Below are 22,086 nucleotides of genomic sequence, written 5' to 3' on the forward strand. Positions count from 1 at the left end.
AAAAATGTAATTTAAAGGCCACAACCCCAAACGCACTCGCCCTTTCCATGACTACCGTCAAAGACATTCGGCTCGGCCTGCGCAGTTACGGAACCGCCCTGGCGATGATCCGGCAGCACCGCCTCTGGTACTTTTTTCTGTTGCCGGGCGTCGCCAACCTGCTGCTGTTTGCCCTGGTTTTTTACTTCGGCTGGCAGGTCGCCTACAACACGGGCCAGGCGGCCGAGGGAAAATTTGCCGACTGGGGAGCCACCGGCGGGCTGGCGCAGTCGGTGGGACTGCTGGTGTCTATCACCCTGATGCTGGCTACGCTGCTGCTCTATTTCAAGCTCTACAAATACCTCTTGTTGATTGTGCTGGCGCCATTGTGGGCCTGGATTGCCGAACGAACGCAGGAGCTGGACGGCGCACCGGCTGTGCCGTTCAGCATGCGCCTGTTTCTTAAAAATCTGACCCGCGGGCTAAAAATCGGGCTGCGCAGTCTGGTATGGGAGATGCTCATCACGGGCGGGCTGCTCCTGTTGCTTTTGGTGCCGTTTATCAACCTGATTGTGCCGCTGCTGTTGTTTCTGAACGAAGGCTTCTGGTGGGGATTTTCCGTACTGGACCTGCGCAACGAATACTTCGGCTGGAACGACCATTCGAGCGTCCGGTGGATCAACTACCACAAAGGCCTCGCCCTCTCGAACGGAATCGTCTTCCTGCTGCTACTCGCCATTCCGTTGCTGGGCCTGCTCGTTGCGCCGGTGCTTTCCGTCATGGCCGCCGGGCTGGCCGCGAACCGGGCCGAAGACGCCAGTGAGACGATGAGCCGAGAGCCCGGTGCCTAGCCTAAAGCCGACCTACCAGATCCAGACCCTGAACATCGCTTCCCCTCATGACCCAAGAAAATTTTCAACCGTACCTCTTTTTCCTGGCATCGCTGGTATTTTCCTACAGTTTTTTGCTGGTTCTGGTCAACGGATACGAGCAGTACACCTCCCTGGTGTTGCTTGAGGAAGGCCGCGAAGATCTGATCGTACGACTAGGATTTATAGCTTTCGCAACGGGAGTTTTGTATTACCCCCTCGTGCTGATCCCCGTTTTGCTACTCACGTGGCTTTCCAAGAAGCACCAGCGCCTCGCCGGTAGTGCCGTGTGGTTCTACTCGCTCATGGCGGTGCTGCTGGTGGGCGCACTGTATTACACACACAGACTCGATGTTTTCCTTGCACCACGAAGAGCTTCCTGGGAGCTGGGAATCGTCGGCATGATCCTGGCCACGGCGTTGTACTGGAACACGCTGATCCGGAAGAAAGTCCGAACCGGGTACTCCTCCTAACCGGGCCTGCGAACCCCACGCCGGCCCCATCCCGTATACGCTAGACACACGCATCACATTTTCTTTTTCATCCATGTCCATTGCCACCGTCAACCCGCTGAACAACGAAACCCTCAAAACGTTTGACGAACCCGCCCGCCCCGACATCGAATCGACCCTGGAGCGAGCGCAGAAAACGTTCCTGGAATGGCGCAAGCGCCCGTTTGCCGACCGCAGCAAACTCATGCACAAAGCGGCCGACCTGCTGCGCGAACGCAAGGAGCGGTACGCCGACCTGATGACCCTGGAGATGGGCAAGGTGCACAAGGAGGCGATTGCCGAAGTGGAAAAGTGCGCGGATGTCTGCGACTTCTACGCCGACCACGCCGCCGAATTTCTGGCCGACGAGCCGGTCGAGACGGAAGCGCACAAGAGCATGATCGTCTACAATCCGCTGGGGGTGGTGCTGGCCATCATGCCCTGGAATTTTCCGTTCTGGCAGGTGTTCCGGTTTGCGGCCCCCAACCTGATGGCCGGCAACGTGGGCGTGCTGAAACATGCCTCGAACGTGCCGCAGTGCGCCCTGGCTATTGAAGAAGTGTTTCGGGATGCCGGTTTTCCGCCCTGCACCTTTTCCACGTTGCTGATTTCGTCCGAACAGGTCGAAAGTGTAATTGCGCATCCGGTCGTCAGGGCAGTCACGTTGACGGGCAGCGAAAAAGCGGGACAGAAAGTGGCGGAAACGGCCGGCAAATACCTGAAGAAAACGGTGCTGGAACTGGGCGGCAGCGATCCGTTCATCGTGCTGGCCGACGCCGACCTGGAAAAAGCGGCGAAGGTGGCCGTGCAGGCGCGGATGATCAACACCGGACAGAGCTGCATTGCGGCCAAACGGTTCATCGTCGAACAGAAAGTGGCCGACCGGTTCCTGGAGCGGATGCGGCACCACATGGAAGCCTTGCAAGGCGGCGATCCGAACGACGACGTCGACTACGGCCCCATGGCCCGCGAGGACCTCGCGAACGATCTGCTGGAGCAAGTCGAGCAGTCGGTAGCGATGGGCGCACGTGTGGTGCTCGGCGGCAAACGCCCCGACCGCGAAGGGGCTTTTCTGGAGCCGACCATCCTGACCGACGTGAAGCCCGGCATGCCCGCTTGGGAAGAAGAATTGTTCGGCCCCGTGGCGGTGGTGATTCCCGTGCAGGACGTCAACGAAGCCATCGAAGTCGCCAATGCTTCCCCGTACGGCCTTGGCGGATCGGTCTGGACGCAGGACCTGGAAAAAGGCGAGCAGGTGGCCCGCGAACTGGAAACGGGTGGCGTGTTCATCAACGCTCTCTACAAATCGGACCAGCGGCTTCCCTTCGGCGGAGTGAAACGGTCCGGCTACGGTCGTGAGCTTTCCTACATCGGCATCCGCGAGTTCATGAACCAGAAAACGGTCTGGATCGAGGCCAAAGACAGCAACCGGCACCACGAAAAGGTCCAGAGCGAGTAAGAGGGGCATGTTCCGGGGTGGACGATGCTTTGCACCTTCGAGCCTTTCCGCTTTCAACTACTCGTACTTCAGCGTTTGGGCGGGGTCAAGGGCGGCCACGCTGTACATCTGGTAGCCGACCGTAGCGAGGGCGAACAGACCGACTATCCCGAGCGCACCTGCGGTCAGAAGCCAGGGAAAGGCAATGCGGAAGGCGTAGTTCTCCAGCCAGGAAGTCATGCCCCAATACACGACCGGAAGCCCCACCAACGCCGCTATGCCCAGCAGGATCAGAAAATCCTTATAGAACAAGACGATGATGCTGGGAATCGTTGCGCCCAGCACTTTGCGCACGCCCACCTCTTTTGTCCGTTGCACGGCCAAGAACGACGCCAGTCCGAACAATCCCAATAAAGTGATGCAGATGGTCAGTCCCGAAAACGCACCGAAGATGTCGACGAAGCGGCGGTCTTGCTCATACAGTAAGGCGAACCGATCATCCAGAAACGTATAGGCGAAGGGCGTATTCGGAAAAAACTGCGCCCAGGTTTTCTGTACATACGCCAGACCCGTCTGATACCGATCCGGGTGTAGTTTGATCACCCCACGGGCGTTGGAAGGCGCATAAAAGTAGATCGACGGCTCCACCGCATGCTTCAAAGTCGTCCGGTTAAAGTCCCGGACAATGCCCACAATCGGAAACCGGGGACTTTCGTCATCGGTCCCGAATTGCAGCGATTTTCCCAGGGCCTGGTGCGGATCGGCCACGTTGAGATGGCGCAGAAACGCCTCGTTGACCATGACGGCCGCCGAATCGGACGCCTGGTTACGGTCAAAATTCCGGCCCGCCATCAGGTGCAGGCCGACGGCCTCCAGAAAGTGCTCGTCGTTGTTTTGCGTATAGTAGGTGCCTTCCACGCGGTCGGTCAGTTCCACAATGCGCATTTGCGAAGTGGTGGTGTTGATGTCCGACGCGCCTCCTCCCGGCAGGTTGGAGGTGGTGCCGACCGCTTCGATCGCCGCATGGTAGCGCAATTTGTCGTGAAAGGCCGCCACTTTCGAATCCAACGTCGGCTGTTCTTCCACCCGTGAGGCGGCGGGCAACGTCACGCCCATCACATACGCTGTTTCGATGCCCATATCGCGCGCCTGCATGAATTGCACCTGGCGGTAGACAATGCCCGTAGCGGCAATCAGCCCGATCGACGCCGCAAACTGCACGACCAATAGCCCCTTGCGGAGCCATACCCCCCGCTGCGACGCGTGAAATCTGCCTTTCAGCACCACGGTCGGCTTGAAACCGGACAACACCAGGGCCGGATAAAACCCGGAGACGAACGTCCCTATCCCAAAAAAGAGCAACAGGTTGCCCCAAAAGGCGTACTCCAGGGTTGGCTTCAGCCTTTTTCCTACTAGCACGTTGAACAGGGGCAACGCCAGTTCGGCCAGCAAAAACGCGAGCCCTGCCGCCAGGAGATTGACCAACAGCGCTTCGAACAGAAACTGCCCGATCAGGTGCGATTGACGCGCGCCGATCACCTTCCGCAGCCCCACTTCCTTAGCGCGTTCTACCGCCCGTGCCGTCGAGAGGTTGATGTAATTGACCCACGCGATGACCAGCATAAACACGGAGATAAGTTGCACCATGGAAACCGCCCTGGCGCTGCCTGTAAGCTCCGGCTCGAACGTAAAATCTGATTTCAGGTGAATGTCTGACAGCGGATAGAGCACAAACCGGTTGAGGTTGCCCTCGCTCAGGTACTTTGCCGAGAGCGCATCGAGCTTAGCTTGCAGCGCCTTGGGGTCGGCGTGGGGGGCCAGGCGTACGAAGGTGTAATAATCAAAATACCGCCAGCTGTTGTAATCGAACCGGTCCTGAATGCTCTTGTCCGACATCAGGATCTCGAATGTGTAATGCGTATTGTCGGGCACGTCTTCCATCACACCCGTCACCGTGTACGGCTCGCCCTCTACTTCAAGGATTTTTCCCAACGCGCTTTCGTCCCCAAAATACTCCCGTGCTTTGCTTTCGGTCAGTACCAAACAGTGAGGCTGGCGCAGCATCGATTCGCGCGCGCCTTCCAAAACGCGGTAAGTCAGCAGGTTAAGAAAATTGGAATCGGCCGTGACCACTCCCCTTTCGTACTTCGGGTGTTCCCCCTTCCGAAAAATCACCTCGTCGAACTTCAGCGACGTCGTAGCGGCTTCCACCTCCGGCACTTCTGCGGTCAATGCAGCTCCTACCGGATAATACGACATGGCGTCTTTTACCTCGGCCGACCCGTTGATGCGCGAAACGCTCGACACCCGGTACAACCGATCGGCGTGCGCGAAGAAACGGTCGTAGCTCCTCTCGAAACGGACGTATTCGTTCATGAGCAGGAAGGCGGCCAGCCCAATTGCCAGGCCGGCGACGTTGACGACCGTGAACAGTTTGTGGCGCAGAAGCTGACGCGCGCCAATGGTGAAGTAGTTGCGTAACATGAAGAGAGAGAGAGAGAGAGAAAAGCCAAGAAGGACTTGAAGAAGAGGACTCGTGGTGCAGCAGTTATGGAGGCGTTCCGCCAAGTTCACTATGTGGTGAGGTCATTCCGGTTTCCGGTTCCAGTAGACTTTCAGGTTGTGGGAATCGCGGCCGGCGGCAATGATGTCCAGGCGTCCGTCGCCGTCGAGGTCGGCCACGTTGAGGTCCTCGCAGGCCATCCCGTTTTCGTCGACCCAATGTGCCGTCCATGCCGTTCCGCTCGCATCGGTCGGCACAAACAGTTGGATGCCTACTTTGCCGTCGGCGTCCGGATTGCGCCACCCGACCACGATCTGGTCATAGCCTAGCGCCAGCAGATCGGCACACGCCAACGCATGTCCCTGGTTTAACCGATCCGTCAACACCTGCCGCTTGCCCTCCCGGTAGACCACCAACGCATTGCCGTGCATCGGCTCAATCGTCGCTACAAACGGTGTTTTTCCTTTTCCCAGCCGGACTTCGCCCGCCCCCTGGGTCATCCCTGCGAGGGGTTTGCTTTGCCACGTTCCGCGGTGGTACGTCAGCTCCAGTACGCCTTCTTTCCCGGCCAGCAGCAGGCGAGGCCGCCGGGTAAGGTCGACCGCCAGGTTGTGTGTCATGTGCATTTCCTGATTCACCGTCAGCGTATCCCAGCGGCGCGCCGGTGCGGCCGATAGTGCAGCCTCCGGAAACCGGTAGGCCAGGACTTTCACCCCCGCCCCTTCACCGTTCTGATTGCCCCGCCCGTGCAGCGGCACCACCACCAGATCCCACTGCTGTTGGCTCGTAGGCACCCAGCGCATGCGGTGAACGGTCGGTTCGTGAGGTAACGCCACGGCCTGCCACGGCTGGGTCGGGTCGGCGGGACGCACCAGGTAATGCACCGACCCGGACTGGGTTGCATCGCTCGTTTCGCCGGGATTCCATTGCGCTCCGACCGCCACTTCCACCCGACCGTCGCCGTTGAGGTCTTTTGCGGCCAGACACACATTGTCGTGTTCTGTCAGGTTCTCGGCCATCACGAACCGCCGCCAGTCCCGGTTGCGGTACCAGAAGATTTGTTTCTGATCGGCCAGCAACACATCCGGGCGCTGGTCGCCATCTACGTCGCCAATGGCCAGACCATACCCGATGCGAATGCTGCTGTCCAGCGTTTGTGCTTCGAAGCGCGGCTGTGCCCAGAGCGGAAGCGAAATCAGCAGAAGCAGAAAATAACGCATGGCGGGAAAGGTTGAAGTGGACTACTAAACGTAGGAAAAAAGCGGCAGAAAGCGACATGCGTACGAGCCTCGGCCTGCCGTAGCCGGGTTAAAAACCCAGACGCCGCACCGACTTCGCTTCGCCGGCTGGTTGTCGGCGAAGCGCCACCGCTCCTCTTGCCTGAATGTATAAAATTTGTCAACTTGGGGCTTCCCACCCGTTTTTCACCTTCCAACTTTTACTGCTTACCTATGTCTGTTTTTACAAAACTCCTCGTTCCGGCGGCGTGCGGAGCCCTGCTGCTCAGTTGCCAATCGTCCAACTCTACCGGCAAAGAAACGGCCCTTGCCGACTCAACGGCCCACGCCGATTCCGTACACTTTGCCGTATTTACCGTCGATACCCACGTGGACACGCCCATGCAGATGATGGATTCGACGTTCGACCTCACCGAAACGCACGACGCACACGCCACGGGCAGCCAGGTCGACTTTCCGCGCATGAAAGAAGGCGGATTGGATGCGGCCTTTTTTGCCGTGTACCTGGGTCAGGGTGACCGTACGCCGGAAGGCCATGCGGAAGCCAAGCGACGTGCGCTGGCCATTTTCGACACCATCCACAAAGCGGCCGAACGCCATGCGGACCTGGCCGGCATCGCCATGACGGCCGATCAGGGCGAGCAACTGGTGGAAGACGGCAAAATTGCGATGTTTATCGGGATGGAAAACGGCTGGCCCGTGGGCAACGATCTGTCGCTGCTCAAGACCTACTACGACCTGGGCGGGCGCTACATCACCCTCAGTCACACGTCGAACAACGACATCTGCGACTCGTCGACCGACAAAGAAGGTCCGGAATACGGCGGCCTGAGCGCCTTTGGCGAAGAAGTGGTGAAAGAGATGAACCGGCTGGGCATGATGGTGGACGTCTCGCACGTTTCCGACTCGACGTTCTGGGACGTGATGGCGCTCACGACCGCCCCTGTCATTGCGTCGCATTCCAGTGCATACGCCCTCTGCGACCACCCCCGGAACATGAAGGACGACATGCTGAAACGGCTGGCCGAAAACGGCGGCGTGATCCAGGTCAACCTGCTGGGCGACTACGTCAAGAAGATGGAACAAGACCCCGCCCGCGACTCAGCCTTTGCGGCCCTGCGCGAGAAATACCCCAACTTTGGCGACCTGTCGCCGGAAGATCGGGAAAAGGCGCGCGAAGAATTCAGGGCGTTGAACAAAGCTTATCCTAAAAAGTTGCCTACTATTGCCGACGCCGTCGATCACATCGACCACATTGTGGAAGTGGCCGGCATCGACCACGTGGGCATCGGTGCCGACTTCGACGGCGGGGGTGGCCTGGCCGACTGTTATGACGTGAGCGAGTACCCGAAGCTCACGGAAGAGCTGGTGCGCCGCGGCTACTCCGACGAAGACATTGCCAAAATCTGGGGCGGCAATCTGCTGCGCGTCATGCGGGCGGTAGAACAGGCCGCCGAAGCGCCGTCTGCCCCCACGGCCTCTATGTAGTTGACTATTTTACCTTTACCCTTTTTATGCGAACCTTTCTTTTGATCGTAATGGGTTGCCTGGGCTACGTCGCAACGGCGGGAGCGCAGGCAACCGTTACCCAACCCAACGAAGACAGCCTCTATTTTGTCACGCACTACCGGCAGGACAGCGCGATGATCGAAATGCGCGATGGCGTAAAGCTGTACACGGAATACTTTATTCCCGTCGATGCCTCCAAGAGCAAGCAGTATCCCATTCTGATGACGCGTACGCCTTACAACGCTTCGCGGGGCGGGTCGGGGCTGTACAGCCGCTCGGGATACGTGAAGCTGATGCGCGAGGGCTTTATTTTTGCCTTTCAGGACGTGCGCGGACGTTGGCGCTCCGAAGGCGACTTTGTGCACGTGCGGCCCGAGGGCGACAACCCGAACAAGAAAAAACAGAAAGAGCCCGACGAAAGTACGGATACCTACGACGCCATCGACTGGATGGTGAAACACCTCCCCGGCAACAACGGCAACGTGGGCATTTTCGGCGTTTCGTATCCGGGGTTCTACAGCACCGTTGCGGCCCTGAGCAACCACCCCGCCCTGAAGGCCGTTTCGCCGCAGGCCCCGGTAACGGAGTGGTTCATCGGCGATGACGTGCACCACGGCGGCGCGTTTTTCTGGATGGACTTTTTCGTGTTCCTTCCCCGGTTCGACCAGGACAACCCCTATGGCGTGAATGACCGCACGTTCGGCGTACTGCCGTTCAAGTCGCCCAACAACTACGAGTTTTTCCTGCACGAGGTGCAAACGCCCAAGGGTGCGAACGAGAAGTTTTTCAAAGACAGCATTGCGTTCTGGAACGACATTCTGGCGCACCCCGACTATGATGAGTACTGGAAAAGCCGCAATCCCCTGTCACACGCCAAAGGGGTAAAGCCCGCCATGCTGACCGTGGGCGGCTGGTACGACGCTGAGGACTTGTACGGTGCGCTGGAAACCTACGAGCAACTGGAAGCGCAAAATCCCGGGGCCACCAACAAGCTGGTGATGGGTCCGTGGTGCCACGGATGCTGGTGGCGCGACGCGCAATCGCTGGGCGACATCAGTTTCGGAGCTCCGACGGGCGAATACTTTGTCGATTCGCTCTTCCTGCCGTTTATGAATTACCACCTGAAAGGGAGGGGCAACGCCCCTGCACTGGCCGAAGCCACCATGTTTGAAACGGGCGCCAACCGGTGGCAGAAGTTTCCGACCTGGCCGCCAAAAGAGCTGGACCGCATGACCTATTACCTGGGCGACAACGACGCGCTTACGACGTCGGCGCCTACGGCCAATACCTCGTTTTCCGAATACCTTTCGGACCCGGACCACCCGGTACCTTACCAGAACGCGATCCACTGGCAGCGGACGACCAGCTACATGCTAGACGACCAGCGCTTTGCGTCCCGTCGCCCCGATGTGCTGACGTTTATGTCCGAGCCGCTCACGCAGGATATCACCTGGGCCGGGGCCGTCGTGGCCGAACTGATGGCCAGCCTTTCCACCACCGATGCCGACTTCGTGGTGAAGATCGTCGATGTGCATCCGGATGACGATACGCTGGCCCTGGCCTCGCTGGAAGGCACGCCCCCGGTGATGGGCGGCTACCAGGAACTGGTGCGGGGCGAAATTTTGCGCGGCCGGTACCGCAATGGTTTCGAGCGGGGCATGGCGTTTAAACCGGGAGAGATTACGCCCGTCACGGTGACGCTTCCCGATGTGCTGCACACGTTCCGGCCCGGGCACCGCATCATGGTGCAGATCCAGAGCTCGTGGTTTCCGCTTGCAGACCGCAATCCGCAGCAGTTCATCAACATCTACAAAGCCGATCCGGAAGACTACATTCCTTCGACCATCCGCATCTACCACGACGCCCAGCATCCGTCGGCGATTAAGGTGGGGGCCATTCCGGCGTGGCCGAAGTAAGCACGATGGAATTTTCTAAGAAAACGTCGGGCCGAGCAAAACGGTCCGACGTTTTGCGTTAAGCACGTTCGGGTTACGGTTGCCGGTAGAGAACGCCGCCCTTCATCACCAACCGGACCTGCCGCAGGGCAGCAATGTTTTTTACCGGATCGCCTTCGACGGCGACCAGATCGGCCCACAGGCCAGGCGCAATGTGGCCTACCTGATCGGCGACGCCAAAGACCTGCGCGTTCACCGACGTGGCGGCGCGCAACACCTCCAGGGGTTTCATGCCGTAATCGACCATCATCTCCAGTTCGCGGGCGTTGTCGCCGTGCGGAAAAACGCCTACGTCGCCGCCGGCGCAGATCGTAACCCCCGCCTGTAAGGCCGCCCGAAAGCTTTCGCGTTTTTCCTGAAGTCGCGCGGGCTCTGGCTCCGTGCCTTTCTGCCAGCCCCGGTACTGCATGATGGCATCGCCAGCGGCCAGGGTCGGGCACAGCGCCACCCCACGTTCTTTCATCAGTTGGAAGACTTCCGGCGTGCCACCATCGCCGTGTTCGATGGTGCGGACCCCCGCCAGCGTGGCGCGCCGCATGCCGTCTGCCGTACTGGCGTGGGCCACAACCGGACGGCCGCTGCTGCGCGCCGTTTCGACAATGAGGTCCAGTTCTTCTTGCGAATAGGTCGGCTGCGATTCGCCATGCAGCCCCCAGCGGTAGTCGGCATACACTTTGATCACGTCGGCCCCGGCACCGATCTGCCGCCGAACCGCCTTTAACAGGTCATCGGTGCCGTCGGCCGCTTCTGCCCCGAGGGGTGTGTCGTACTTCGGTTCGAATCCACTGGGACCGTAACTGCCCGTGGCGACCAGCGCACGCGTGGCAATCAGCATGCGAGGTCCGGGAATTATGCCTTCGTCGATGGCACGTTTCAGTCCTACGTCCGCGTAGCCCGCGCCTTCCGTACCCAGGTCGCGAACCAGGGTAAACCCGGCTTCCAGCGTTTGCTTGGCGTGTACAGTGGCGCGGGCGACGCGCAACGCCTCCGGCTCGTACAGCACCTGCGTGTCCCAGGGCGTTTGGTTGTACGGATAGAGGAACAGATGCGAGTGGCCTTCGATCAGCCCGGGCAACAGCGTCATGCCCGGCAGTTCCAAAATTGTCGCGCCGGCGGGAGCTTTGACCCGGGAAGCGGGTCCCGCGGCCGTGATGCGCTCGCCTTCGACCAGCACCACCCAGCCTGCATGCGGCTCCGTGCCATCGAACACCCGGTCGGGTCGTAAGAGGAATACCGTAGGCTGGTCGGCCTGAGCGCGCAGCGAAATCAGTAGGAAAATGCAAAGTAGGAGGCGAGGCAACGATGTCATGCCCCGAAGATAAATCTGCCCGCGGCCATGCAACGCCTTTTCGAACGAAATTCGACGAATCGTGGCAATAGGCGGATTGCTCACCGAACAGGTAGCTGATTATGAGTCGATTAGCTGGCCAGTGCTCGTAACAAAGGCCATCTGGCGGATCAAGCACATCAGGCTTGCCTCGGGCCGCGAGCGGAGATTTCGCTTTTTCCCGCTTTTCGCTCATTTATTTTGATAATTTCGCTTGTGCGTGCCCTTGTGTCCCGGCACGTTTCCTTACCGTCGACCTATGCAAGAGGGCATCCATCCGGCCTGGTTTTTTCTGATTTGCCTGTTAGTCTGCAACGCCGTTACGCTCTCGCTGGTCATTGTGCTGTTTGTGCGGCAGCAACGCCACCAGGAACTCCTGCTCGGTCAGCATCAGACCGCCCAGACGCTGCTGACGCAACTGCCCCGCAAGCTGTCGCGCCGCCTCCTGCGGCGTCTGCTCCAGGAACTGCCGGCCGCCCTGCAACACCAACTGGTTCGCACCCAGGAGGTACGCCAGGCCGCACACCTGTTTCATCAACATTACCAGCAGTACCACGCGCAACTGGAAGAGGTGCTGTTCCTGTCGAAATACGCCGATGCGGCCCCGTACCAACAGGCGCTAAACGCCCTGGCCGAGAAAAAACGAACGCTGCGCGAGAGTTACCGGAAGTTGCAGGGCGTGGCGCACGACCCGGTGTTGCAGGACCAGAGCGAAACCCTGCACGAACGCTGCAATGTGCTGTTCGATGACGTTATGCTCTACGCGCACGGGTACCTGGGGCTGCTGCGAAACGTTGCCCACCGGAATTTTGCGATCGACCACCACACCCAATGGAGCGAGGCGCAGAAGGAACAGCAGCGGACCGTGGTGGCGCACGAGCGGCTCGCTCAGACGCAGGAGTACCTGCAACACCCGACCCAGCGGCTGCTGCGCGATGAAATTACCGGCCACCTGGCGCAGATCAGGGCAGACCGCCAGCGCTTTGCGGAACGCATGGGCCTGGAGCAATCACCTGCATGACCCCAACGAAAGTTGCGGGCGTTCGTACGATTTGCTATGAAGCTAGCCGACTACTCGCCCGCGCCTCCCGACGAGGCCGACAAAAGCAAGATCAAAGAAGAAACCGAGCATCTGTTGCAAACCATTCAAGAGCGGCAGAAAATGCTCTACGCGCAGGGAAAATACAGCCTGTTGGTGATTTTGCAAGGCCTGGACGCTGCGGGAAAAGACGGTGCCATCAACGATGTGTTCAGTGGGTTGAACCTGCTGGGCATAGGCGTGACGGCCTTCAAGGCGCCTTCGGAGTTAGAGAAGTCGTACGATTTTCTGTGGCGGGTGCATCGGGAAGTGCCCGCGCGCGGCATGATCCGGGTCTTCAACCGCTCGCATTACGAAGACGTGTTGGTGCCGAAAGTGGAACAGTGGGTCGACGAAGAAACCGTCACGCGGCGCTACGCGCACATCAACCACTTCGAACAGCTGCTGGCCGACCACGGCACCGTTCTGCTGAAATTTTACCTGCACAAGTCGCAGGAAGAACAGCTGAAAGACCTGACCGAGCGCGTTACCAATCCGCAGAAGTACTGGAAACATAACGACGGCGACTGGCAGATCATCCCGAAACGGGACCTATACCTGGACGCTTACGAGCAGATTTTTGCGCACTGTTCTGAGGTAGCGCCGTGGCACATTGTCCCGGCGAACAAAAACTGGTACAAGTCCTATTGCATTGCCAAACAGGTGGCCGCCACGCTGGAAGCCCTGCCACTGGCCTGGCCTTCCCTGGGGTAAGCCCCACTCCGCCCCGGTGGCATTTGTGTCTCTTCCGCCCTACTTTTTGACTTGACTCGAGTCGCAATTACTCATAGAATTCAGGCTAATTTTTGTCCAACGAATGCTCTATTTGGCAGAACCCCGCCGAAAGTTTCGACAAAAATTTTCGAAAAAAAGCTTGTAATTATCTAATCTCTTTCTCAACTTAAAGTCCTGGTTCCTAGAAGTTTTGTTCTAGAAAGCTGATTTTCTCTCCTGCCTGGAGACCTCTAGTGCCGTAATTGTTTATCTCCAATTACGGTCGCATTTCATTACCGCTCGTTTCCCTTTTCATTTCTCTCCTAAACGCTAATGCGTATGCACTCGCCTATGTCCATGCCACAGGTACCTGTGTCGGCTTCCCCCAAGCCTGCTTCTGCCCAATTCGACCGCCTGGTTCGTCAATGGCAATCTCGGCCCTACGCCGCCGGTCCCGACGCCTTCGATTTTCACGAATGGCTTCACAACGATCCGGTGCTCCGGCTATTCCTCACCCAAAGCCCCTGCCTCACCTGGGTACTCGACATGCGTACGTTGCAGTACGACTTCATCAGCCAGAATGTGGAGGAAATGCTGGGGTACGAAGCCGAGGCTTTTCAGAAGGGCGGCGTGGCGTTCACCATGTCGCTGCTGCATCCGGACGATTTTCCGAAACTCACCGCCCTGATGCAACGCCTCTGGGACTACCTGCTGGCCCAACCGGCCTCAGCCCTGGCCACGTACCAGCTCAGCGGCGACTACCGCATCCGCAAGGCCGACGGCGGTTACATTCGTCTGCTCGAACAAAACTCGATTTTGCAGGTAGACCGGAACGGGCAAATCACCCACCTGCTGGGCATGGGGTCCGACATCACCTCCTGGAAAAAAGACCATAACCTGTTTGCGTCGGTGCACTCGACGGAATTAAACAAGTGCCTGCAATGCACGTCGGAAGATCCGCAACTTAAGGAGTGTCAGCAGCTAAGCGTACGCGAACGCGAAATCGTGGAGTTGATGTCGCATGGCCACAACAGCAAACAGATTGCCGACCGGCTTTCGATCAGCTTCCATACCGTGAATACGCACCGGCAAAAAATGTTGGAAAAGACCCACACGCGCAACTCCGGCGGGCTGATTCAGTTTGCCATTCGCCACGGCATCATCTAGACCATGGCTTCCTGCGGGGAGGCGGCCACGGCAGACACCAGCGGCATGGTCAGGTACGTAGTGGTGCCCTGCCCGGGCGAGCTTTCGATCCGGAACGTCGCATCGATCATCTTGGCACGGTAGTACATGTTGTTCAGCCCGGAGCCCTGGCCCGACTTTCGTAACGTATCCACCTCGAAGCCGCGGCCGTCGTCGGCGACGCGGATGGCTAGTTGCTCGTTGTGGTACTGCAAGGCGATGGAAACCGATTTTCCCTCGGCGTGTTTGAGCATGTTTTGCAGTGTTTCCTGCACGATGCGGAACGCCACCAGTTGTCGCGAGGGGTCGATCGGCTGCTCGTTGCCCTCCAGCTGAAAATGCGTTTCGAACAGGCCGCTTTTGCCGATCAATGCCAGCTCCCGTTGCAACGCCTGCGACAAAGACTGCTGCCGCAGGTGCTCGGTGTTGAGCGAATGCGACAGGTTTCTGACTTCTTTGATCACCTGGTTGACCAGCTCGCGCAAGGACGTCAGTTTTTGCGCTGCCGGGGCCTCCGGCTCGACCGGCACGGAAAACAGGTGGAGTTTGGTAAGTGCCAGAAGCTGGCCAATGTTGTCGTGCAGTTCCTGCGCGATGGTCCCCATGGTGCGTTCCTGCACCTCTAGCTGCACTTTCAGCAGTTCGCGCTGGTATTCTTCCCGCAGTTGGGTCAGCTCTTTCTGGTGCTGCACGTAACGGCGCTGGTAGGCAAAGAAGAAAAACACAATGAACCCGCCCAGCAACAGCGAGAGAATGACACTCGTCAGGATGATGAATACTATTTCCGACTGATCGTATTGCATAAGCGTCTCAGGAGGTACGGCGTAGAAGTAAGCAAACTAGACATGCGCACGCAATAAGTCTACGGGCGAGCCTCAAACCGAACTGCGTTTGAGTGGCCCATGTGCACGCGCTCCGCACAGAAACCCTGCGATGTAGAAAGTAAATTTGACGATGTTCAGCATCATACCGATGATGAAGAAATTTCGCGCAATCACCGGAAAGTTATGGATCAGGTAGTTGATCATACCATACATGGGGATGTTGCCGAGGCAGTAGAAGAGCAGCCCCGTACTGATCCAGAACATCGGCTGGCGTTTCAGGTCCGGAAACACCGGATCGATCAGCAGCTCGACGAAGTACTTCACCACCATCAGGACGATCCCGATGCAGCCTACCACGTACGGATACGTATTGAACGTTTGCCAACCCTGCACACCGATCAGGTTGATCAGAAAATAGACCGGATAAGCAAGGCTGTAGACACCCGCTACCATTTTCAATCGCCGGTTACGGATGGTCCGGTAGTAGATGTAATTCAAGAAATTGAATTCGACGAAAATGAAGATGTTGTAGACCCAATGGTTGTTGATGCCCTGCCATGCCAAACTTGTTCCCCATCCTTCTAAAAACATTATTGTAATCAGGTACCAAAGAAACCCTTTTAAGTAATAGGGCGAAAGGAAACGATACGTAAGCGCAGCTACTAAGGAAGAACTGATAAAAAAGAAAAAATAGATAAAATCCATTCGATTCGTCCGCAGGTTAAGCTCTCTAAAATAAAGTAAAACCACAACAGCACGCTATATTTTCTATCAGGTACTGTTGTGGTTTGTGAGTCGACAGACTTAACCTCGAAGCAAGTACATCAATGTTTAGTGCATCGCGCCATTGCAGTTGGGTGGGCAAAGCTTGCCCCCATTTTCCAGGGTCTCGTCCTGGTCGTTGTCGGTGTCGCCCTCACCCGTAGATTCCGTGGAAACCATAACCAGGGTGTGCTTCAGGTCCTCTTCGGCGGCGTAATAGAACCGCACGCCGGACAGGTTTTGAGTCATGGTGCCTTCCTGTTTCAATTGGGCCGCCGTTTTGGCGATGCCGAGCATTTTCAAAAGTTGATCGGCACTGAACCAGCACGCGCGAGCGTCCTGGAACGTAGGGTTTACTGCCCTGATGGTGGTTTGGTACGGCTGAAGACGCGCTTCCTGGTAGCGCTCGATCATTGCGATCAGATCTTCTGCTGTGGGATTGTCAGCCATGGTTAACGTTGAGAAGATGAATAATTGAACATAGAGTTATAAGAAACCTTGAAATTAAGCTTCTCTCTTTCCCATACAACCGCCAACCCGTACCGGTCGCCTATTCACCAAATGATATATCTTTGATAATCAGTGCATTATAAGATAGTAAGCTACACCCTGGCGTAGTTTCTCCCCCAAAGCGGCGTAGTATCCGACCCACGTGAGCGTAGAATTACGCCGCATTTTGCCGCTTTGGTGCGTTCCTCCAGTCGAGCTAGTAGGTTGACACTAAAGCGCTTAACTTCACCACCACCCCTTGTGATCTCACGATTTTTCCCCACTTCTCATGACAACGCTCCAACGCATCCCCCCCTCTCCCAAGGTCATGAACGACCTTTACCTCGAATATCTGCACGACAACCCGGGCATTCCGTTTGCCGAGTTTCTGGAACAGAAAGGCCTGGTGAACCATTCGCACGAGCACCCCGGCATGGACGACAGCCTGCGCTTGCCGCTGGGGTTGGCAACGGCCGCCCCACTGCCGCAGCTCATCGACATTCCCCGGTTGCCGGTCCGGGGCGCGGTGAAGGTCAAAGTGCTGCTGGTCGATTTTGCCGACCGGGCCGGAGCGCTTCCCGCGGCGCATTACGAAGAACTGCTGTTTTCGCAGGGCAGCCTGCCGACCGGCAGCATGCGCGAGTACTACTCGGAGGTGAGCCGCGGCGCCATCGACATCACCGGAAGTGTGCACGGCTGGCTGCGCCTGCCGCAGCCATACGCTTTTTACACCAACAACGCCTCGGGCACGGGCGGCTATCCGGGCAATGCGCAGAAAATGGCCGAAGATGCCGTCCAGACCGCGTTGGCCAGTGGCGTTACGTTCGAAGCATCGCTCGACGTGCTCCACGAAGGACAAGTCACGGCGCTGTTCATCATCCATGCGGGCGTGGGCGCGGAAACCATCGGTAACACGCCGGAAGGGCGGCGCGAAATCTGGTCACACAAATGGGCCATGCAGCAGCCGGTCACCGTCGCGCCGGGTCTGGTCGCCAGTACGTACCTGACCGTTCCGCACGACTGCCGGATAGGCGTTTGCGCGCACGAACTAGGCCATCTGGTGATGCAGTGGGAAGATTTTTACGACATCAACGGCCAGTGGTCGGGCACCGGTTTCTGGGACCTGATGGCGAGCGGCTCGTGGGGTGCGGGCGGCGTGCGACCCACGCATCCCATCGGTCTGCACAAACTGCAACACGGCTGGGTCGAAGCGCTGGACGTCACCACGACGGTACAGCAGCTGACCCTCCCCCCGGTAGAAGCGAGTGGTCAGGTGGTTAAAGTAGTGAGCCCCGCCTACCGCGACGGTCAGTACCTGATTCTGGAAAATCGCGCCAACATCGGTTTCGATAAGGAATTGCCGGGCGAAGGGCTGCTGGTCTGGCGCATCGACGAGGCGGGAATCATGACCAACGTGGCAGCACCGGGTGCCTTGCTGATTCAGGCCGACGGGTTGCACCAGCTGGAAAACAGCAACCTGATCAACCAGGGCGACGACGGCGACCCGTTTCCCGGACTGGCCGATACCCGTCAACTGGACGACGACGGCAACATCTCGACTTCCTTCCCCGCAGGACCTTCGGGCGTGACGCTGACCAACATTGCGTGGGACCTGACCAGCAAAACGGTGACGCTGGATATTCTGTTCGAGAACGCCCCGCCCCTTCCCGAACCCATGACGCCCGGCCTGATCGTCAAAGTCGACATCCGTGGGCGCGGCATCGAAAGCTATACGGAAAATCAGCTGGCAGGCTGCAAGTATCCGTTCTTGCAGGTCGAGCGGTTCTCGGTCCAGTTCAATCAAGCGATTTCCGACCTAGGGCTGGAGTACCACGCGGTGCTGGGCAACAATGCGGATACCGGTTTCGTGGCGGGTGGCGCGTTCTGCGGGCAGGAAGGCGAGCGCATCATCGGGTTTGCCGTCCGGCTGACCGGCGCGCAGGCCAACCGGTACACGGTAACGTATCGGGGGAAGTTCGGCATCCAGAAACCTACCGAATGGGTCAGCGACGGAACGCTGTGCGCCCCCCGGGGCGGGCGGCGCTACGGACTGAAGGGACTGTACGTGAAGATCGAAAAACGGTGACGCTTAAGCGTAGCCGATCAGTTTATACACCACGTAGCCAACCATCTCGTGAATCAGCAACCCCCACTCGGCAAAGGCTTGTTCGGTGGGGGCAATCCACTTTTCGAACGAATAGGGAAGCGAGGAACTGTGGAAATCGGTCGCGAAAGGATCAGCCTGAATGCCCACCTTTCGGAAACAAGCTTCGGCCCGGCGCAGGTGAAAGGCCGACGACACCAGCAGGTAGCGCTGACCGGGAAACCGGCGTTGCAGGATGGCCGCTGAATAGAGCGCGTTTTCGCGGGTATTGACCGACTGCGTTTCTACGGTGATGACCGAATCGGGAACGCCACACAGCAGCATCACGTCCCGCATGTTTTCGCTTTCGCGCAGAAACTTGCCGTCGAGCGTGCGCCCTCCCCCGCTCAGCAGAATGTGCCGCACCTTGCCGAGTTTGTACAGTTGTACTGTGTGCATCACCCGGTCGGCCCCACGCCCGAAGTGCACACGATCGTCCGGCCTCTGCTCTCCGTTGGTGACGCCCCCCAGCACAATTGCCACGTCGTAGGTGCTGTCCAGCGCGGCGTAGGGCGTGCCCGGCCGCTCCCACCATGCGTACAATTCGTTGATCGGAATGGTATGTCCCAGTATAAAAACCAGTGCCAGTGTCCCTATGAGTATACGTTTGCGTCGCCGCGGATGCCGGGTAAGCAGGGCCAGCCCCAGCAACAGCATTACCCACGTCAGGGGCATCACCAGGTAGTAAAGTGTTTTGGAGAGAATGTAAAACACGAAGATTACGTTAGAGAAATCATGCGGAGCAAAGGTAGGTATTTGAGCCTGGTGGCGGGCTGGTGGCTGGCGGGGTTGTGCTGGGCACAAGCGCAGGACGTCACCCAAACGTACGACGACGGACGCCTGAAGGCGCAAGGCACACTACAGGAAGGGCACCGGCACGGACGCTGGACGTTCTACTATCCCGACGGCACGGTCAGCGCTACCGAACAGTACCGACACGGGCAACTGGAAGGGCTCGTTCAGTATTACGACTTCGCGGGGCGGCTGATCGGCCGCGAGCAGTGGCACGAAGGCGCGCCCGAAGATTCGGCGGTGTACTACCATCCCAACGGGCAGGTCGAGAAAACGGGCGTGTACCGGGCCGGCCTCTACGAAGGCGACTGGTTATTTTACAATCCCGACGGCAGTTTGCGGCAACGGGGGCAGTACCACCAGGGATTTCCGCACGGCGAGTGGTTTATCTACGACGAAACCGGCACCTTGCAGCAACATGGTTTTTACCGCCACGGTCAGGAAGACGGCCCGTGGGAATTTTACGACGCTAAAGGGCGGCTCCAGTACAAAGGAACGTTTGCAGCGGGCCACAAAGTAGGCGACTGGCAGGAGTACGACCGGCGCGGACGCGTTCGGGACACGCAACACCACCCTCTGCCATGAGCACGGACGATACGCCCACCCACCCTGTCGATTCGACCGTTCTTACCGAATCTGTTTGCAGGACCCGCTTTAGCGCCGGTAAATTAGTTTATTGCGTAGCCTTGTTCGACCATTGTGTTGAGAACCGCTACTTTACCATGTTGAAAAGATCAGATGAAACAGGCTGTTTTGCCGTCAACGCGCCTCCCGTATTTTCCTAGTATGAAAACGTTAGCCCGCGAACAGGTATATTGGATTTGTCAGATTGTCGGCTGGAGTGCCTACGGCTTAATCTCCCTCTTTATCTCCTACTTTGCGGCGTCTGGCGAAGAAGCGCCCGCGCTCCAGATCCAGGAAATACTTTCGAGCCTGATGGTCGTGATCCTGGGCATCGGGCACACCCACTTTTTCCGGCATTTGTTGAAACGCTGGGGCTGGACGCAACTTTCGCTCGACCAGTTGATTGTCCGGGTTCTGATTGCCGACGTAGTCATGGCCGTTTCGCTCGTGTTCATCATGTTCATGATCGACCTCATTCTGGGGCTGGTGCCGCTGCCGCTCCGCAACATCGATCTGGGCAGCCTCCTGCTGTCGCTGCCGGGGTTCAGCCTGACGTTTTTCATGTGGTCGCTCATGTATTTTGCCATCACGTCGTTCCGGAACTACAAGCGCGAAGAAATTGAGCGCCTCAAGTGGGAACGCTCCATCAAAGACTTCGAGCTGAACAAGCTGAAGTCGCAGATGAACCCCCATTTTGTGTTCAACGCCCTCAACAGCATCCGCGCCCTGGTGGAAGAAGATCCGGAGAAGGCCAAATCGTCGATCACCCAACTGTCGAATATCCTGCGAAATTCACTGATTGCCGGCCGCAGCAAAACCATTTCGCTCGAAGAAGAAATGCGTACGGTGAACGATTACCTGTTGCTGGAAAAGTTGCGTTTCGAAGAACGGCTGGACGTCAACATTCACCTGGCCCCCGAAGCGCTGCAAATCCGCGTCCCCCCCATGATTGTGCAGACCCTGGCCGAAAATGCCGTGAAACACGGGATCTCCAAAAAAACCGAGGGGGGCTTTATCGAAATTGCGGGCCACATGGAAAACAATTGCCTGCAACTGTCCATCCGGAACACCGGGGTGTTGAAGTCGCTTAACAGCGGAGGATTTGGTATTTTGAATACCAAACAGCGTCTGGAGCTTCTGTACGGCTCCGAAGACTACTTCACCATCACCCAGGAAAGCCCTGATGTTGTCCACGTAAACTTAAAAATACCTTGCTGATGAGAACTTTAATCGTCGACGACGAACGATTAGCACGAAACGAATTGCGTCGCCTGTTGCAGGCTTACGACCAGATCGAAATTGTGGGGGAGGCGGTCAACGGAGAAGACGCGCTGGAAAAGATCAAAGAATTACGCCCCGAACTCCTGTTTCTGGACATTCAAATGCCCGGTAAGAATGGCTTCGAGGTGCTGATGGAATTGAAAGAGAATGTACCGGAAGTCATTTTTACGACGGCCTACGACGAATACGCACTAAAAGCGTTCGAGTTCAATGCGCTGGACTACTTGTTGAAACCTATCGAACCGCAACGTCTCGATGCGGCCATTCAACGCCTGGAAGCCAACGAGCCCAACGAACGTCCGCTTACGCAGGGCTCTTCGGCAGAACCCGAACAAAAGATTCTGGGCGAATTCGATCAGGTATTTGTGAAGGACGGGGACAAATGCTGGTTTGTTACCCTGGGCAAAGTGCGCTTGTTTGAATCGATCGGCAACTACGTACGGCTTCACTTCGATCACCACAAGCCTCTGATTTTGCGGTCGCTCAACGCCCTGGACGAGCGGCTGGACTCTAACGTATTTTTCCGGGCCAACCGCAAACACATCATCAACCTGCGGATGATTGAAACCATTGAGCCTTATTTCAGTGGAGGACTGGTGGTGCGTCTGAAGGGCGGGGATCGGATCGAGATTTCGCGGCGTCAGGCCATTCGGTTTAAGGAACTGCTCAGCCTCTAATCACGTAAGGGCATAAAAAAAGACAGTCAGACCCACCACAATCTGACTGTCCAAACAACCTACTTTATACACCAAATTAACCAAAAGCGGTAAAGAAAGGACTTGAACCTTTGTTGGCTGCCGGTTTCAGCTCCTTACCCAACAACGTGTGATTTTGGTCGCCGCGTTGTTTTGATGTATTGCAAAGATAGATGCGTCAGGCCGATTT

Annotated in this window: 19 protein-coding genes; 12 read left to right on the forward strand and 7 right to left on the reverse strand. The window is 57.7% G+C overall.

The features are described from left to right. The first annotated feature begins 47 nt into the window (after positions 1-47). The 3 genes from BLR44_RS19465 to BLR44_RS19475 all read left to right on the forward strand — a co-directional run bounded on the left by BLR44_RS19465 (position 48) and on the right by BLR44_RS19475 (position 2,798). On the forward strand, positions 48-830 hold the full coding sequence (locus tag BLR44_RS19465) for an EI24 domain-containing protein (RefSeq protein ID WP_089685185.1): 783 nt from the start codon (positions 48-50) through the stop codon (positions 828-830). Positions 831-877: 47 nt separating this feature from the next. Beyond that, positions 878-1,321, forward strand: coding sequence for a hypothetical protein (locus BLR44_RS19470; protein ID WP_089685186.1), 444 nt, complete (start codon positions 878-880; stop codon positions 1,319-1,321). A 73-nt stretch (positions 1,322-1,394) separates the two neighbouring features. Then, a complete protein-coding gene (locus BLR44_RS19475; protein WP_089685188.1) occupies positions 1,395-2,798 on the forward strand; it encodes an NAD-dependent succinate-semialdehyde dehydrogenase in 1,404 nt (467 codons plus the stop codon). A gap of 57 nt (positions 2,799-2,855) precedes the next feature. Here the strand turns inward: BLR44_RS19475 and BLR44_RS19480 are convergent, their stop codons facing one another. Together BLR44_RS19480 and BLR44_RS19485 are read right to left on the reverse strand one after the other, a co-directional pair. Beyond that, positions 2,856-5,261 (reverse strand): ABC transporter permease, encoded by a 2,406-nt coding sequence (locus tag BLR44_RS19480; RefSeq protein WP_089685190.1) that lies wholly within the window; start codon positions 5,259-5,261, stop codon positions 2,856-2,858. A 102-nt stretch (positions 5,262-5,363) separates the two neighbouring features. Further along, on the reverse strand, positions 5,364-6,500 hold the full coding sequence (locus BLR44_RS19485; RefSeq protein WP_089685192.1) for an FG-GAP repeat domain-containing protein: 1,137 nt from the start codon (positions 6,498-6,500) through the stop codon (positions 5,364-5,366). A 231-nt stretch (positions 6,501-6,731) separates the two neighbouring features. On the opposite strand from BLR44_RS19485, the gene BLR44_RS19490 reads away from it, so the two are divergent. Beyond that, entirely contained in the window at positions 6,732-8,006 is a 1,275-nt protein-coding gene (locus BLR44_RS19490; RefSeq protein ID WP_089685194.1) for a dipeptidase, read from the forward strand. Positions 8,007-8,032: 26 nt separating this feature from the next. Continuing rightward, entirely contained in the window at positions 8,033-9,943 is a 1,911-nt protein-coding gene (locus BLR44_RS19495) for a CocE/NonD family hydrolase (protein ID WP_089685196.1), read from the forward strand. Between the two features lie 73 nt (positions 9,944-10,016). Here BLR44_RS19495 and BLR44_RS19500 read toward each other — a convergent pair whose 3' ends face one another. Further along, positions 10,017-11,291, reverse strand: a complete 1,275-nt coding sequence (locus tag BLR44_RS19500; RefSeq protein WP_089685412.1) for a metal-dependent hydrolase family protein — start codon at positions 11,289-11,291, stop codon at positions 10,017-10,019. A 277-nt stretch (positions 11,292-11,568) separates the two neighbouring features. Between BLR44_RS19500 and BLR44_RS19505 the strand changes: the two genes are divergently transcribed. The 3 genes from BLR44_RS19505 to BLR44_RS19515 all read left to right on the forward strand — a co-directional run bounded on the left by BLR44_RS19505 (position 11,569) and on the right by BLR44_RS19515 (position 14,268). Next, entirely contained in the window at positions 11,569-12,330 is a 762-nt protein-coding gene (locus BLR44_RS19505; RefSeq protein WP_089685198.1) for a hypothetical protein, read from the forward strand. A gap of 36 nt (positions 12,331-12,366) precedes the next feature. Continuing rightward, the gene (locus tag BLR44_RS19510) at positions 12,367-13,101 is read left to right on the forward strand and encodes a PPK2 family polyphosphate kinase (protein WP_089685200.1); all 735 of its coding nucleotides are present in this window, start codon (positions 12,367-12,369) and stop codon (positions 13,099-13,101) included. Between the two features lie 339 nt (positions 13,102-13,440). Further along, complete coding sequence (locus tag BLR44_RS19515) at positions 13,441-14,268, forward strand: helix-turn-helix transcriptional regulator (RefSeq protein ID WP_218127125.1); 828 nt, start codon at positions 13,441-13,443, stop codon at positions 14,266-14,268. Here the strand turns inward: BLR44_RS19515 and BLR44_RS19520 are convergent. From BLR44_RS19520 to BLR44_RS19530, 3 genes are all read right to left on the reverse strand, one after another. After that, positions 14,265-15,089 carry a sensor histidine kinase gene (locus BLR44_RS19520; RefSeq protein WP_089685204.1) on the reverse strand — a complete coding sequence of 275 codons (825 nt, stop codon included), beginning with the start codon at positions 15,087-15,089 and terminating at the stop codon, positions 14,265-14,267. The genes BLR44_RS19515 and BLR44_RS19520 overlap by 4 nt on opposite strands. A gap of 72 nt (positions 15,090-15,161) precedes the next feature. Beyond that, positions 15,162-15,701 carry a hypothetical protein gene (locus BLR44_RS19525; protein WP_143017380.1) on the reverse strand — a complete coding sequence of 180 codons (540 nt, stop codon included), beginning with the start codon at positions 15,699-15,701 and terminating at the stop codon, positions 15,162-15,164. Positions 15,702-15,941: 240 nt separating this feature from the next. After that, entirely contained in the window at positions 15,942-16,322 is a 381-nt protein-coding gene (locus tag BLR44_RS19530) for a hypothetical protein (RefSeq protein WP_143017381.1), read from the reverse strand. A 328-nt stretch (positions 16,323-16,650) separates the two neighbouring features. Between BLR44_RS19530 and BLR44_RS19535 the strand changes: the two genes are divergently transcribed. Further along, complete coding sequence (locus BLR44_RS19535; protein WP_089685211.1) at positions 16,651-18,447, forward strand: M6 family metalloprotease domain-containing protein; 1,797 nt, start codon at positions 16,651-16,653, stop codon at positions 18,445-18,447. Positions 18,448-18,450: 3 nt separating this feature from the next. Here the strand turns inward: BLR44_RS19535 and BLR44_RS19540 are convergent, their stop codons facing one another. Further along, the gene (locus BLR44_RS19540) at positions 18,451-19,218 is read right to left on the reverse strand and encodes a YdcF family protein (protein WP_089685213.1); all 768 of its coding nucleotides are present in this window, start codon (positions 19,216-19,218) and stop codon (positions 18,451-18,453) included. Positions 19,219-19,239: 21 nt separating this feature from the next. Between BLR44_RS19540 and BLR44_RS19545 the strand changes: the two genes are divergently transcribed. The 3 genes from BLR44_RS19545 (at position 19,240) to BLR44_RS19555 (ending at position 21,878) form a co-directional block, all read left to right on the forward strand. Beyond that, positions 19,240-19,881, forward strand: a complete 642-nt coding sequence (locus tag BLR44_RS19545; RefSeq protein ID WP_176956126.1) for a toxin-antitoxin system YwqK family antitoxin — start codon at positions 19,240-19,242, stop codon at positions 19,879-19,881. A gap of 201 nt (positions 19,882-20,082) precedes the next feature. After that, positions 20,083-21,138, forward strand: coding sequence for a sensor histidine kinase (locus tag BLR44_RS19550; protein WP_176956127.1), 1,056 nt, complete (start codon positions 20,083-20,085; stop codon positions 21,136-21,138). Further along, entirely contained in the window at positions 21,138-21,878 is a 741-nt protein-coding gene (locus tag BLR44_RS19555) for a LytR/AlgR family response regulator transcription factor (protein WP_089685219.1), read from the forward strand. Before BLR44_RS19550 ends, BLR44_RS19555 begins: the two co-directional genes overlap by 1 nt. Positions 21,879-22,086: the final 208 nt, after the last annotated feature.

This window comes from Catalinimonas alkaloidigena, assembly GCF_900100765.1.
In the GTDB taxonomy this organism is placed as follows: Bacteria; Bacteroidota; Bacteroidia; order Cytophagales; family Flexibacteraceae; genus Mooreia; species Mooreia alkaloidigena.